Origin of the sequence: Sorangium sp. So ce145, assembly GCF_051525985.1 — a bacterium.
GTDB classification, from domain to species: domain Bacteria; phylum Myxococcota_A; class Polyangia; order Polyangiales; family Polyangiaceae; genus Sorangium; species Sorangium cellulosum_B.
Genome location: NZ_CP150315.1, coordinates 9,429,650 through 9,442,648 on the forward strand (window position 1 = coordinate 9,429,650; position 12,999 = coordinate 9,442,648).

At 69.0% G+C, this 12,999-nt stretch carries 13 protein-coding genes; 4 read left to right on the forward strand and 9 right to left on the reverse strand.

Going from position 1 to position 12,999, the window contains the following annotated elements; translation table 11 throughout:
* Positions 1 to 112: 112 nt before the first annotated feature.
* From WMF34_RS34855 to WMF34_RS34865, 3 genes are all read right to left on the reverse strand, one after another.
* Positions 113 to 751 (reverse strand): hypothetical protein, encoded by a 639-nt coding sequence (locus tag WMF34_RS34855; protein ID WP_437990537.1) that lies wholly within the window; start codon positions 749 to 751, stop codon positions 113 to 115.
* 77 nt (positions 752 to 828) lie between these two features.
* On the reverse strand, positions 829 to 1,962 hold the full coding sequence (locus WMF34_RS34860) for a hypothetical protein (protein ID WP_437990538.1): 1,134 nt from the start codon (positions 1,960 to 1,962) through the stop codon (positions 829 to 831).
* Positions 1,959 to 2,654: a hypothetical protein gene (locus WMF34_RS34865; protein ID WP_437990539.1), complete on the reverse strand. Its 696-nt coding sequence runs from the start codon at positions 2,652 to 2,654 to the stop codon at positions 1,959 to 1,961. The genes WMF34_RS34860 and WMF34_RS34865 overlap by 4 nt, the downstream gene beginning before the upstream one ends.
* A 601-nt stretch (positions 2,655 to 3,255) precedes the next feature.
* Here WMF34_RS34865 and WMF34_RS34870 point away from each other — a divergent pair.
* Genes WMF34_RS34870 through WMF34_RS34880 form a run of 3 tightly spaced genes read left to right on the forward strand, consistent with a single transcriptional unit; the run spans position 3,256 to position 5,595 of the window.
* On the forward strand, positions 3,256 to 3,930 hold the full coding sequence (locus WMF34_RS34870; protein WP_437990540.1) for a hypothetical protein: 675 nt from the start codon (positions 3,256 to 3,258) through the stop codon (positions 3,928 to 3,930).
* Positions 3,931 to 3,953: 23 nt separating this feature from the next.
* Positions 3,954 to 5,048: a hypothetical protein gene (locus WMF34_RS34875; protein WP_437990541.1), complete on the forward strand. Its 1,095-nt coding sequence runs from the start codon at positions 3,954 to 3,956 to the stop codon at positions 5,046 to 5,048.
* Positions 5,023 to 5,595: a hypothetical protein gene (locus WMF34_RS34880; RefSeq protein ID WP_437990542.1), complete on the forward strand. Its 573-nt coding sequence runs from the start codon at positions 5,023 to 5,025 to the stop codon at positions 5,593 to 5,595. The genes WMF34_RS34875 and WMF34_RS34880 overlap by 26 nt, the downstream gene beginning before the upstream one ends.
* 856 nt (positions 5,596 to 6,451) lie before the next feature.
* On the opposite strand, the gene WMF34_RS34885 is transcribed toward WMF34_RS34880, so the two are convergent.
* From WMF34_RS34885 to WMF34_RS34900, 4 genes are all read right to left on the reverse strand, one after another.
* The gene (locus WMF34_RS34885; protein ID WP_437990543.1) at positions 6,452 to 6,961 is read right to left on the reverse strand and encodes a hypothetical protein; all 510 of its coding nucleotides are present in this window, start codon (positions 6,959 to 6,961) and stop codon (positions 6,452 to 6,454) included.
* Positions 6,949 to 7,275 (reverse strand): hypothetical protein, encoded by a 327-nt coding sequence (locus WMF34_RS34890; RefSeq protein ID WP_437990544.1) that lies wholly within the window; start codon positions 7,273 to 7,275, stop codon positions 6,949 to 6,951. Before WMF34_RS34890 ends, WMF34_RS34885 begins: the two co-directional genes overlap by 13 nt.
* A 113-nt stretch (positions 7,276 to 7,388) precedes the next feature.
* Positions 7,389 to 8,765: a serine/threonine protein kinase gene (locus tag WMF34_RS34895; protein ID WP_437990545.1), complete on the reverse strand. Its 1,377-nt coding sequence runs from the start codon at positions 8,763 to 8,765 to the stop codon at positions 7,389 to 7,391.
* A gap of 53 nt (positions 8,766 to 8,818) precedes the next feature.
* Positions 8,819 to 9,883, reverse strand: a complete 1,065-nt coding sequence (locus WMF34_RS34900) for a hypothetical protein (protein ID WP_437990546.1) — start codon at positions 9,881 to 9,883, stop codon at positions 8,819 to 8,821.
* Between the two features lie 414 nt (positions 9,884 to 10,297).
* Here WMF34_RS34900 and WMF34_RS34905 point away from each other — a divergent pair, with 414 nt between their 5' ends.
* A complete protein-coding gene (locus tag WMF34_RS34905; protein WP_437990547.1) occupies positions 10,298 to 11,119 on the forward strand; it encodes a hypothetical protein in 822 nt (273 codons plus the stop codon).
* Positions 11,120 to 11,587: 468 nt separating this feature from the next.
* Here WMF34_RS34905 and WMF34_RS34910 read toward each other — a convergent pair whose 3' ends face one another.
* Both WMF34_RS34910 and WMF34_RS34915 read right to left on the reverse strand, forming a co-directional pair.
* Complete coding sequence (locus WMF34_RS34910; protein ID WP_012239482.1) at positions 11,588 to 11,869, reverse strand: cupin domain-containing protein; 282 nt, start codon at positions 11,867 to 11,869, stop codon at positions 11,588 to 11,590.
* A 222-nt stretch (positions 11,870 to 12,091) separates the two neighbouring features.
* Positions 12,092 to 12,994: a nucleotidyltransferase domain-containing protein gene (locus tag WMF34_RS34915; protein WP_012239483.1), complete on the reverse strand. Its 903-nt coding sequence runs from the start codon at positions 12,992 to 12,994 to the stop codon at positions 12,092 to 12,094.
* Between the last annotated feature and the right edge of the window lie 5 nt (positions 12,995 to 12,999).

The window sequence follows — 12,999 nt, forward strand, 5'->3', positions numbered from 1 at the left end:
ATCGCCGACGCGCTCTGCGCCGCCGAGGACGGGCGCCGGGCCGGAGCGGGCGGACGGCGGGGATGCGGCGGGACGGGCGCGGTGGGGCGCCGGAGACGCGGCGGGCGCTCAGTCAGGGTCGCACGAGCGGGGTCACGAGCAGCTTCTTCCGTGCGCCGCTGAGCTCGACCTGCACCTCGATCCCGCGCCGATCGAGCACCGACAGCGGGCGGATCGGTGTCACCTGGGCATAGAGATCGCCGGCGCCGCACCAGGTGCCCTGGAGCGCGGGCGCCTCGGCGTCGTCGGGCGTGAAGACGACGGCGCCGGTGCGGCAGCCGCCGTCGACCGCCGCGTAGAGGCCCTCGATGCGGTCGAGCGCCGCGGGCCGCGCGCGAAAGGCGAGCTCCGCGCCCTCGGGCGTGCGCAGCCGGCCGGACTCGCCGTCCGGATCGGCGGTCGCCGTCCACCCGTCGCTCTCGAGCGAGAACGCGCCGCTCGGGTCCTCGGTTCCCTCGAACCACCGGGTCATGGTCGCGTAGCTGCTCACGCCGCCGCAGACGTAGAGCGTGACCGCACCCTCGCCGCGCACGAGGGCGAGCACGGCGTCCGTGCCGTCGACCGTGCCGACCGAGATCTCGGGCGGCGGCGCTTCGGGGTCTGCAGCGCACGCCGCGCAGAGCACGGCGCCGAGCACCCCGGCGGCGCGCGCGAGCGCGCGAGTGCTCTTCCTGGAGACAACGATCCCACCGGAGCGATGAACAAAGCGCATGGGGTCTTATTTTAGTCGAGACCCGGGGCGGAGGGAGCGGCAGTTCCGTGCCAAAGGCAAATGGGAGTCCGTGAGCGCTACGCCCCGCCGTCCGGCGGAACATCGCCGGACAGCCCCTTTCGTCGCGCGGCGCGGACCGCCGCGAGCCAGTGCACCTTGGCCGGGTCGCTCTCCCACGGCGGGGCTTCCCGGTAGAGCGAGTCCCAGAACTCCCGCGCTGCCGCCTCGGCGGTCGCGAGCTCGCTCTCGCCCTCGGGCGCGTCCTCGACGGCATCCACGAGAGCACGCCATGGGTCCGAGTCGTAGCCTCTCAGGTTCGGCCACGGCCTTGCGGGCTCTCCGTCGAAGAGCCCATCGCTGCTCCGGAGATAGCCCTCGTACGCGCTCTGGGCCACGGCGTCTCGCCGGCGACGGTTGACCTCGTCCACGCAGGAGTGGCGGTAGGACTCGGCCCATTCGCGGTCCTCCTCCGGCACGTCGTCTCGCCAGGCGCTCGCATAGAGATCGCGCAGTTCCTGCAGGAGCACCGCCGACTCCTTGAGAACCGTTGTGTGACGCAACGCGTCCGCGAGGGCTCGGTTGCGCGCCGCGCTCGGCCCGGGGAGAGGATGCGCCCTAAACGTCCAGGACCGCGCAACCTCCACCACCGGGCGGATGGGCCTCGTCATGGATCTCGGGAGCCCGCGGCGCCCGCGCCGAAACCCCCTCTGAAAGGCGCGGAGCGCCGAGGGCCGGTCCACCTCGGGGGCGTCATCGACCGTCAGCGCCCGCCATAAGGACGTCCGGTGGAGACGCGCTGTCGGATCGCCCGTCGCGCCCTCGCCCTCACCCGCGACCGTCTGCCCGAAGTCCACGACGAACGCAAAAAACGCGCTCTTGACGGCTTCGAGCAGCATCGGCCACGGTGGAGCGGGCTCCTTGTCGAACCTGCCCGTGAGGCTCTCGGGAGAGCCCGCGTCCACCCTCGGGCGGATGGCCTCGGGCCGCGAATCGTCGACCCACCTCCCGAATTTCTCGCGATGCGCCTCGGCCCATGCGCGGTCCGCCTCGGGCAGGTCGTCGTGCCATGCTTCGGCGCACAGCCTGCCCAGGGTCTCGAGGTCCATGTTCCGACCCCAAATATCCTTGGGCGGAAATAGGCAACTCGCCGTGCCCGCCTCGACCTCGCTGCGCCGCATGAGGTACCACACGCGCGACGTTTTGAGCTTCATGGATGATCCCCTGGCTCACCGCCCGTCGGGTCGGTGGGTTGCTCGTCCGGAAGGTCCGTTGGCCGAGGTGGGCACCCCCAGCCCGGCCCCGCGCCGAGCGGGCACAGGAGCGGGACGAGCTGAGGGGCAGCAAATCCCGGAGGCGGCGCCGGGAGCGAGATAAGCCAGTCGATCAGCTCATCGACTGTGATCGATCTGGGGTTCGTCAGGTCGGACGGCACCTTCTCCGGCTCGTAACGAAAATCCCACACGAACCTGCACTCGACCTGCGTCACGCCCGGCACCTGCTCCTCGTGCAGGATCTTGAGATTCATGGCCGCATTGCCCCGCCCTTGAAATTCGTCGGCACACATCATGTAGGTCACGGCGATATTTCCTCCTCCAAGGAGACACTGGATCAAGTCCTCGACGGTGTACGTCGGCTCCTGGTCATTCCAGCCGCTCCAGGTGCCGCCGGCCTTCAACCGGCACTGGAGCTTGCCCACCTGATCTTTGCGGTCCTTCTTGTAGGTCAGCAGCCACCTCAGCGCATTGGTGTTCAATTTCCTTTTTTGCAAGTCCGATAGCACATCGGCCGGCAGCGCCGCGATCCGTCGTCTGAGTTCGTCGCGATCGTCGGGGTCCACGATCGAGCAGCCAAGGGCGATCACGGCGACCGCAGCGACCGCCACAGCCTTCAGGAGCAGCTTCATGCGCGCAGGATTCCATGGAGAGGCGGTGAGCATCAAGCCATCCGCGCGCCCCGTCCCCGCGCCGCGCCTTCGCGATGCGCACTGCGGGTGTCGCTGTTCCTGAGCGAGCTCGCACGGGCGCGAGAGAGGACCGCGCTTCATCCCCGCGCCAGAGCGGCGCCACCGCCCCAAACCCGATACTTACGCCTGGGACGATATCGCCAGAGGCCGGGGCGATAAAAAAATGCCCATCGGGTCGTATTTTAGTCGAAACCCGGGGCGATGAAACCGGAGTTCCGCGGTGGACGGCCCCGGGTTCGTGCTCTCTCAACCCGGGTCGAGCGGCGCGAGCGTTCGCCGAGAGCCGCGCTCGAAAGAACGGCGCAACTCTGCGCTGCTGGTGAAGGGCGGGTCGGGCGGGCTTCCTCGACCCGGCGATGTGGGCAAACATTTCGGCACCGTCACTGCACTTCTTCAAACGCGAGACCCCGGCCAGTGGCGGCGCTTGGGCGCCGGTCAGCGTCCTCCAGGTGGTCCGTCGCGGCTTGACCGGCGGCGGCGACCGCTGGTAAGGTCGGCCACCGTCTGCGGGTACGTGGATCGGTGAATCAGGGGAAAACCGATGAATCATCGGCGCGGCGTTCTGCTCGTCGTGTTTGCCTGCGGCTGCTCCATCGTGGATCCCAGCGATCGCGACGAGCTGAGACACCAGCTCGCGTCAATGCCACTCCAAGAAATATCGAGGCTCAAGAGGCTAGGCATGAACGCCGCGGCCCTCGACTGGCTTCAGGGCAGGCCACCGGGAGATCAAATGGGCAAAATCCAGTGCCGCTACCAGGCTGGCGGTCAGTGGACCGAGTGGGCCGACCAGGAGCCGTCCTATATTGTCGCAGACATGCGCGTCTGTCTCATCGAGGAACCTTTCTTGGTGACCTACCTGATGTGCAAGGACGAATGGGAAGCGCTGCAGCGTCAAATCAGAAAAACTGATCTCATGAACAGCCTGCCGATCCCGGGCGGAGCGACCGTCGAGTGCCGGTTCGTATGGGACTTCCGCTACGAGCCGGACAAGGTACCGGCCGAGCTCACGGACCCCGACGCGGTCGACATGGACGACATCATCAATACCCTGATCGCGCTACCCGCGCCGCCTCCTGGGTGGGCCTTTCCTCGGCTCGTCCCTCTCCTCTGCCCGCTCGGCGCGGGGCCAGGCTGGGGATGCCCGCCCACGCCCACGGACCCGACCGGCGGACAGCCCACGGACCCGACGGGAGGACAGCCGGGAGATCGGCCATGAGGTGGCTGGCGAAGCACCCTGGAATGCTCGCAGTGCAGGAGGCAGGCTACGGATACGGCCTGTTCACGACCAAGAGCCCCGATCTCTGGAAATGGCACCTCGAGAATCTCGGCCAGCTGTGCGCAGAGGCGTGGGACGATGGCCTGCCCGAGGAAGACCACGCATGGGCGGAGCCGTATCGCAAGAAATTCAGCAGATGGCTTGACGTTCCTGGACACGCTGACATCGGCCACAAGGCGAATGCAGCGGATCTCCAGAACCGCCATGGCCGCTTCGGCGGAGAGCCCGCGCCACCCTGGCCCATGCTGCTGGAGGCCGTCAAAAGCGCTTGTTTTGCGATGATCGAGACCGCCAAACAGATGCGCCCCGGCGCGAGCGAGCGTGCGGCGGAGGATCCCATGTCGCGCCTCCACAGGACCTATTTCTGGCGAACGCTGACGTCCGACGATACGGCCGCGGAGATCCGAGCCGAGGCGCTCCGCGCCTTTCGGAGGGGATTTCGGATCGGCCGCCGTGGAAGACCGAGGACGCTGACGAGGCTCATCCACCCGATGCTGGAGCCTCCCGCGATCTGGGATATTGCGGCGCCCGCGCTTCCCGGTCCGAGCGCCGCGCGCGAGCGGGCCATCAGGGCGCTGCCGGTTCCGGACGATCCGAAGGAGCTTGCGGCACGCGAGCAGGAGCTGCGAGCGCTGTATGCGATCGCATGGCGAGATGACGTGCCGGAGGAGGACCGCCTCTGGGCAGCGTTGTACCGTGAAACGTGCATGCTGTGGGTGAATCAATGCCGGAGAAATGCCCTGGCGCAGAGCGCCTATGAAGGCTATCTCCAGAGCAGCGATGGACGCTTCGGCAGCGGGCCTGCTGGACCGTGGCGTAGCGTGGACGCCTTCGCCAAGGAACCCTGGTATTCTCTCGTGGACCGTGTCGAGGACGCGCCCGAGGGCGAGAGCGAGCCGGCGACGGCCGAGGCAGCAGTATGGGAATACTGGGATGCGCTCTACCGGGACGCCCCGCTGTGGGACAGCGACCCCGACCAGGTGCACTGGCTGGCGGCGGTCCGCGCCGCTCGAAGGAAGGCGCAGGCCGACGATGGTCCGCCGGCGATGGGCAGGTAGCGCTCGGACGGGGTCGCGCGCCGGGCTCGTCGCGCTGTCGCTCCTGCCCGCGGTCGCGCGGGCGGAAGAGAGCGCGCCGCCGCGCTGGGAGATCGACGTCAAGGCGACCTACGTCGTACTGGGGTCGCGTGCCACGCGCGCGACGGGCGGCATCATGCCATCGGTCACCGGCTTGCGCCGATGGCCCGTCCGCAACGCCGTGGACATCGGCATCGGCGCCGACGTGGGCCTCTTCGGTCTGGGCGGCGACGCGCGCTGGCTCGGCGTGCTGACCGGCCCCACGGCGGCCGTCCGGGGCAGGCCGTTCCGTGCGCCGGTGTCCTTCGAGCTCGCGGCGCGGCTCGACTTCGGGCGCATCCCTGTGTGCAACGCATGGGGGTTGTGCCTGCGTTATCTTGGATTCTTCCCGGCCATGGAGGCCGGCGCGGCCTATCTATCGACGCAGCATGTGGCGATCGTGGCGACGTGCGGTGTCCGCTTCATCCGCACGCTCGCGTGGTCGGGTGTCAGCGTGGAGCCCGCAGCGGCGGGCCGAATCTTCTGGTAGGTATGACCTTGACGGGCGTAGAGCCCACCGACCCCACGTGCGGTCGACCCGGAGATTGCTCATGAACCCTTCGCTGGAGGAGACGAAGCCCTTCGTGACTCGCATCGTGCGCGAGGCGGCGCTCGGACACGCGCTGTTCTCGACCAAGGATCCCGAACAATGGAGGTCGCACTCCGAGGAGCTGGGCAAGCTGTGCGCCGAAGTGTGGTACGACGATCTGCCGGAGAGGGACCGCGCATGGGCGGCGGCGCACCGCGAGAGCTTCAGGAAGTGGGTCGACGATCAGGGACCGAACGGCACAGAGCCGGGAGCCAGCGAGAGCGCTCTCCGGGGCAGCCAGGGGCACATTCCCCGGACGTTCACCCCGCCGTGGCCGATGCTGCTCGCCGCCGTCGAGAGCGCGTTCCTCGCCTTCGTCAATGCGTTCGACGAGACGCCTGCCAGCGACGGTGAACAGGCCGCGGCCGGGGCAGCCTCGCGCCTCCACCGTACCTACCTCTGGCGGATCCTTTCTTCCGACGACACGGCCGAGCAGCACCGGCCCGGGATGCTCCGCGCCTTCCAGCGGGGTTTTCGGCTCGCTCTCCGCGGCGCCCCGAGCTCGATGAAGAAGCCCATCCCTCCGATGCTGGAACCACCGTGGTACTGGGGCGCCGGGCTGCCGGGGTACCACGGACCGAGCGCCGCGCGCGAGCGAACCCTCCGTGCCGAGCGCGACCAGGCCCTCCAGGCTCCGCCAGTACCCGACGATCGACAGGGCGCACTGGCTCGCCGCGGTCCGCGCCGCTCGAGCCAAGGCGCAGGCCGACGACGGTCCGCCCGAGAGGGCGCGATAGCCCCGGGAGAGCCCGTCCGCCTAATCGGCCCCGCTGCAGTCCGAGACGTGAAAGACCGCCGTCTCCACGCGCGCCGTTGCCCCGTCGAAGAGCCGGATGATGTCACACGGCCCCGCCGTCACGTCGGCCTCGTACGGGTCCGTTGGCTGCTCCTGGACGATAATCTCACAAGGACCCTGGTAGAGATCTCCGTCGATCGTCGCAGATACATGAGGCAGGCCGCCCCCGTCCATGACGTTGATGAACGAAAGCCGGGCACCGTCCCCCTTCTCCACCACCACGCTGAGGCCGCCCGAGTTCCGTACCACGCACAGCCCTGTCGGATCGTCGTCCAGGCCCACAAGTTTCGTTCCGTTGCCGCCGGTGTCGATCACCAGCTCTTCGCCGGCGCGCGTCACAACCGCCTTGCCCGAGACCTCGGGCTCGGCTTGAGCGAGGCATCCTCCACCCGAGCTCCACACGACAACCCACAACAGCGGCGAGAGCGCACGTGCGAGAGAATTTGCCATCGGCTCGCTCATGTCGTGCATTCGCCGAAGCTTAGAGGGATCACCGTCGGCGGGTGCCCCGCGGGCGTGCAGCACATCACGTGCTCTTTTCCATTCTCCTCGACATACACCGCGCGTTCCTCGTATCCCTCGTAGCAGATCTCCTCGTCCTCGGTCGGGATCACGCAAAGGGTGTACCCGTCCGGGAGGTCATCGCGAACGACGCCTGCGCAAGCACGTGCGAACGACGGCGACTCGGGTGAGGTGGAGGTATCTTCCCGCCAGCCATCCCAGAGGACCTCTGTCTCTTCCGCACAGCCTTGCACCTCGTTCTGCGTGCCCTTCCAGAGCCACACGGCACGATCGCCCTCGTGGGGCCCTGTGCCAGGGCAGTCGCGGTCGGGGACACAACCTACCGCGGCCGCAGCGCCGATGAACAGAAGAACACATCGCATCGACAGAAGCCCTCCTAGTACATCGCAGGACCACAGCTCACATCGCCGGTCTCGCAGTACGCCCGGCCCAGCTCGGCTCTCGTCGCCACGCTCATTTTGCGCGAAAGCGCGGTGCGCGGCCGGTTGTCCGCTTCCCTCAATGCGGTCGGCGCCGAGCCCAGCGTTCGCGTCCAGCGCCGTACCTCTCGTGGCGGAGAGAACATATCCACCAGGGTCGCCCCATGCTTCTCCGCGCGGAGCATGATCCGAGCCGGGTGGATCAGGCAGAGCACCCCGGCGCCTATCGCAGCCAACGCCGCGAGCGAAGCAGCGATGCGTAGGGGGAGTGACCGGGGCGACATTCCAGAAGGCGTGCGCCGGGCGGCCAGGAGCTCTCGATCCGGTTGCCGGATCAACGACGGTGGGGGTGGCAAAACCGGCTCCTCCGGGGTGGAGGCCGGCGACGAGGGCACATCGAGCGGGGGAACCTGCGGCAGCGGAGGCTCGTCCTCGTTCGACGGCGCAAGCCCCGATGGCACAGCCCCGGGCGCGACCTCGGACGGGCAAGTATCCGGGCCTTCCATCACCGATGCTCGCGACCGTGGCCCTTCCATGCGCGAGCTGCGCAGCGTTGACGGCGCTGCGCCAGCGCTCGAAGCCCGATCATCACGGCAGCTCGGCGCCTGGTCCAACGTAGGCCATGCGTCCACGAGATCTTCGAGCACGGTGATGAAGTGGTTGACGTTCCTGTATCTGCGACGCGGATCCTCAGCCAGGGCCATCTCGATCGCGGCGGCGACAGCGCGCGGGGTGTCGTTCGGGATGACCGGGGTCGTACGCCGCGCCCCCAGTTCACCGGTCTGGCCGACGTCGAGCGAGCGACGGCACACGAGCTCGTACAGCAGGGCCCCGAGGCCATAGACATCTGCGCGTGGGCCAACACGGTCGCCGCTCAGCAGCTCCGGCGCCACCAGCGGCTCTCGTGCGGCTTCGTGCGGCTCGATCCGGAACAACCTGACCAGACCGAACTGGCGGATGCAGTAGTCGCGCTGCGACGTAATGAACACGCGCTCCGGACTCAGCGCCCCATGACACCAGCCCAGCGCGTGGCAGCGCTCGATCGTGCGGGCGATCTCTATCACCATCCGCAACGCGGTCGCCCCGAGATCGACCCCGGATATAGCGTCCTTGATGCCGATACCGTCGCTCCGCCGGCACGCGACCCAGGCAGATAGGCCGCCTGCGTCGCCGTAGAGAACGGGCTCGATCTGCGGCACCGCTCGCGAGATATCCTGCAGCCGCCTCAACTCGGACGTGAAGGCCTTCCTGTCCAAGGCTTGGCCCTCGCGAACGTGCAACAACACCGTCGTTCGCTCATCGCCTACTTGCCGGGCGAGGAACGTGCGGATCATGCCATCGTGAACCTCACCGAGGATCCGGTGACCTTCCCAGACCGCACCAGGCTCTACCACGAGAATCGCACCTCCGCGCCAGCCCTGCGCGCGCGGATCTGAGTGCCATTCGGCAGCACCGCAACCGCGAGTGTTGCGGCCCCCAGGGCGGTCCCGGCAACAAGCGCTGCCGTGCTGAGGTGCTGCTTTACCTCGACGGCCTGCTGCTCGCTTCGAAACACGCCCGCTGCCTGAATGTCCGAGTGGGGCTTGCACATCTTGTCTCTCAAAGCGCTGTCCTCGATAGATGCCACGATGTGCAGCACGATGCCTGAGACCAGGAATGCGCCCGACGCTGCGGAGCCCGTATAGAGAAGCCACGGCGCCAGACCGGGTTCCGGCCGTACCGGCGCGCCCGCCGGCGTCGCCTTCAACGGAGCGACCGAGCGCACGCTCGCCGGTTCGACGCTCAGGAGGACGACGCGCGATTCTCTCGCGGTGACGTGCACCGTGGAGCGTACCTTGCGGCCATCCGGCAACATGGCCGTCACCTCATGCTGCCCTGGCGCGACGTAGATCTGACCGCTCTCGTCCACGATGCGCCCGTCCACGAGCACGGGCGCCGCCCCGGCGGGCGCGAACACGTGGAGCTGCGCCACCTCGAGCCGCACCGCCGCCAGGTCCGCGTGCCGCGTGTCGTGGAGCCGCCGCTCCCTGGGCGTGGCCGGCGGGCGCATCTCCTGCACACACCGCGTGAGCTCCACCACGGCGTCCACCCAGCGCCCGAGCCGGCGGTCGAGCTGCCCGAGCTGGCAGATCCCCACCGTGGAACGCTCGATATCGTAGATCTGCGCCCACAGGTCGCGTGCGCGCGCGACGTCGAGCCGGTCCAGGGCGGCCTCTGCCTCCTTGATCATGGCTGTCACGCGCGGCGACCGAGGCGGCGGCTGCGCGGCGAACGCTGGATCGAGCGCGAGGAGGAACATCGCGACGGCCGCCACATGCGACCAACAGATGACCAGCGCAGAACGCAGCAAAGCGCACCTCGGCCCTACCAAAGGGACCGATACCGCGCCGGCCCAATCCGGCGCGGTACCGTCTTTCAGCTCAGCCTCGGCCTCGGCCGGAGCGGCGTCCATCCCTCGGGCAGACGTGCACTAACATAGGTCTGCCCGCGCTTTGAATCCCCCACAGGCCGAATTTGCCCTCGCGGACGCATTGCAAATCGCGCCCCCAAATTCTCACCAAATCGCCCTCCTGGGCGGTCGGGGTGCACCGGCACGGAGCACGCCTCTGGTGATACGGAGCGCGCGTCTGGTGAGGAAGAGGGCCTCTCTTGGGAAAAGAGGGCCTCTTTTGGAAGAAGAGGGCCTCTCTCTCAGAAGATGAGCACATGCCCTGGCCGCCCATCCGGGCTCCCCGAGGCGGGCCGAGCGCAACGAGCGATCCTCCGGCCACGGAGCAAGATCGCGACGGCTGCCCGAGCGCGCGGGGCGTTGCATCCAGCCAACCCGGACCGAGATTCGGGACGCCCCTGACGAAGGAGGAATTTCATGGGTTATCGCAATCTCACCCCGCAAGCGATGGTCAACATCTCGGGCCCCTGGCTCGATCCGGAGCAGGATCGGAGGGTCTTCACGTCGCTGCCGCTGCTCGCGCCGCTCCTGCCCGCGGTCGAGGAGGCGCACGGCCGGATCCTCACCACGCAGCGGCTCGGCTCCAGCCTTCAGCAGCAGGCGAAGGCGCTCATGGAGAAGGCCCTCGCGCTCGACGCCACGCACGATCGCAAGCTCCGCGGGGCGTACAACTACCTCGGCGCGCTCGCCGAGATGACCGACGACCCCGCGTTCGCGGCGGCGGTCCTCGATCTGCGCGACCGGCTCGCGCCGGCGGGGCTCAAGGCCGTCTCGCGCAGCTACGGCGACCAGGCGGGCGACGCCAAGCTGCTCCCGTCGCGGCTCGACGACGCGTCGGAGAAGCTGCTCAAGAAGCTGAAGACGCCCGAGGGGCCGCTCGCGCAGGTGGTGGACGCCTGGGTCGCGGCCGCGCTCGAGATCGAGAAGGTGGAGGCGCAGCGCGAGCAGCTCGCGCTGAACGCCCCGTCGAACACCGACGGCGCCACGCCGCGGGAGGTGGTGAACGCCCGCAACGCCTGGATCCGCGTGGTCCGGGCCGTCGAGACGAACCTCGCCCTCGAGAAGGCGGCGACCGGGGAGATCGCCGAGCGCCTCCTCGGCCGGCTCCGCCGCGAGTCCGCCCGGGCCGACCGGCGCGGCCGCAAGGGCGGCGCCGAGGGCGCGGCCGAGCCCGCGCCGGTCGATGACGCCGCGCCACCTGCTGCCGGCGACGACGACGATTCCTTCGACAGCGCCTGAGCTGGCACTCCTGACCTTGCGGGGCGACGGATCCCCTCACCGGGGCGCGCGAGACAAGACATCTTGCTCGATCCGCCGCTCTCCGCCCCATCAAAGTAAGCTATCTTCCATTTATCGCCGCCTGCCGGCGGGTGGGCGGCTGCCCACTCGCGCGGAACGCTCGGCAGGCGACAAATATGAAAGATTCCTTACATCAATCCGCTGGCGAGCGGCGATCATAGGTAAGAAGCCTTACATCAAGGCGCCGCCGAGCGGCGCTTGTAGGCAAGATGGCTTACTTCGATGCACCGCCGGGCGGCGATCGCCGGCAGTGGACTTGCCCGGAACGCCGCCGGGCGGCGATCTCACGTAAGACATCTTACTTCCATGCACCGCCGGGCGGCGATCACCGGCAGCGGACTCGCCCCGAAGCGCCGCCGCGCGGAGATTGCCGACAGTCGCTTTGCCCGGAGGCGCTGCGCCCGCCGCTCAGCCGAACCGGTAGTGCTTGCGCACCGGCGAGCGCACCTCCCAGGTGCAGCTCAGCCCCGCGGGGAACGTCACCAGATCCCCCGCCTGGATCCGCACCGGCGCGCCGCCGCCCTCCGCGGGCGTCACGATCACGTCGCCCTCGAGCAGGTAGCAGATCTCCCGCTCGTCGTAGTGCCACGAGAAGGTCGACACCTCCTTCGTCCAGATGGGCCAGCCGCGCGCCCCGAGCTTCGCCAGCTGCTCCTCCGACGGACCGTGCTCCAGCTTGATCGACTCCATGGCTCCTCGTCCTCGCTTCATGCGCCGCCGCCACCGGGCCCGCCCCCGCGGCGCCCTCGGCGATCGTCGCGGCGATGCTAGGACACCGGTCACGTCGATCGGGCGAGAAATGAGCCGCCAAGGCGCCAAGGACGCCAAGAACAAACCACAATCTTGGCGTCCTTGGCGCGCTTGGCGGTTCGAATTCCTGTTCTTTTCCGGGGTTTCAACCCGCTTGTCGCTCTAGCAGCTCGGCCCGTCGCCGCGGCACAGCTCGCGCACCTCGCGCGCGATCGCCTCCATGCGCCCGAGGCTCGCGAGCAGCGCCTCCGCGCCCTCGCCGGGCGCCGCGAGCGTCGCCTCCACCCTGCCGGCGAAGCCCTCGGGGCACCGCGGGAGCGCCCGCGTCCTCGGCAGGGCGCCCTTCTCGTTCGAGAGGTAGCGCTCGTTCAGCGCGAACAGCGCCTGCACCAGGCAGGCCGCGGCGCGGAACAGGCAGCCGCTCACATAGAACACGTCGCCGCGCCGCCCGGCCTTCCTCGCGGTGTCGATGGCGAAGCCGGCCTCCCACAGGAACCTCTCGAGCAGCGCCCTCCGCAGGGCCGGCGGATAGGGCGTCACGAGCGCCTTCAGCGGGGCCAGCGCGCCCTCAGGATCGAAGAGCGGCCGGCAGTCGTGGATGTCCGCCAGGTAGTTGGCGCTGAGGAAGCCGTGCGGGTGACCGGGCTGGTAGTCGCACGTCACCTGCCCCGCCCGGCACTCCCCGATCACGCGCCGCACACGCGCGAGATCCCGGTAGAGCCAGTCGACCCGGTGCCCCTCGATCTCCAGCCACGCGCCGCCGTTGATCCAGGGCCCCCAGGCGCCGGGCGGCGTGACGACGTCCTCGACGGCGCTCGCGTGGAGCTCCCGCGCGAGCGGCGCCACGTCGCCCTCGGCCCCACCCGCGCAGAGCTCCCGCGCGAGCGCGCGCAGCGCCGCGAGGTCGGGCGGGCTCTCGGGCTCGTAATAGATGCCCAGATCGACGTCCGAGTCCGGGTGGCCCGCGCCGCGAGCGCGCGATCCGCCCAGCACGACCGCCACAACGCCCGGGATCGCGCCGAGCCGAGCGGCCACGCGCGCCGCCACGTCCACTGCCTCATCCATGCCGC

Bases quoted from the DNA above. Each gene is read 5' to 3' on its own strand.
- WMF34_RS34855 (WP_437990537.1), bottom strand. From the start codon at position 751: ATGCGCTTTGTTCATCGCTCCGGTGGGATCGTTGTCTCCAGGAAGAGC.
- WMF34_RS34860 (WP_437990538.1), bottom strand. From the start codon at position 1,962: ATGAAGCTCAAAACGTCGCGCGTGTGGTACCTCATGCGGCGCAGCGAG.
- WMF34_RS34865 (WP_437990539.1), bottom strand. From the start codon at position 2,654: ATGAAGCTGCTCCTGAAGGCTGTGGCGGTCGCTGCGGTCGCCGTGATC.
- WMF34_RS34870 (WP_437990540.1), top strand. From the start codon at position 3,256: ATGAATCATCGGCGCGGCGTTCTGCTCGTCGTGTTTGCCTGCGGCTGC.
- WMF34_RS34875 (WP_437990541.1), top strand. From the start codon at position 3,954: ATGCTCGCAGTGCAGGAGGCAGGCTACGGATACGGCCTGTTCACGACC.
- WMF34_RS34880 (WP_437990542.1), top strand. From the start codon at position 5,023: ATGGTCCGCCGGCGATGGGCAGGTAGCGCTCGGACGGGGTCGCGCGCC.
- WMF34_RS34885 (WP_437990543.1), bottom strand. From the start codon at position 6,961: ATGCACGACATGAGCGAGCCGATGGCAAATTCTCTCGCACGTGCGCTC.
- WMF34_RS34895 (WP_437990545.1), bottom strand. From the start codon at position 8,765: ATGATCCGCACGTTCCTCGCCCGGCAAGTAGGCGATGAGCGAACGACG.
- WMF34_RS34900 (WP_437990546.1), bottom strand. From the start codon at position 9,883: ATGGACGCCGCTCCGGCCGAGGCCGAGGCTGAGCTGAAAGACGGTACC.
- WMF34_RS34905 (WP_437990547.1), top strand. From the start codon at position 10,298: ATGGGTTATCGCAATCTCACCCCGCAAGCGATGGTCAACATCTCGGGC.
- WMF34_RS34910 (WP_012239482.1), bottom strand. From the start codon at position 11,869: ATGGAGTCGATCAAGCTGGAGCACGGTCCGTCGGAGGAGCAGCTGGCG.
- WMF34_RS34915 (WP_012239483.1), bottom strand. From the start codon at position 12,994: ATGGATGAGGCAGTGGACGTGGCGGCGCGCGTGGCCGCTCGGCTCGGC.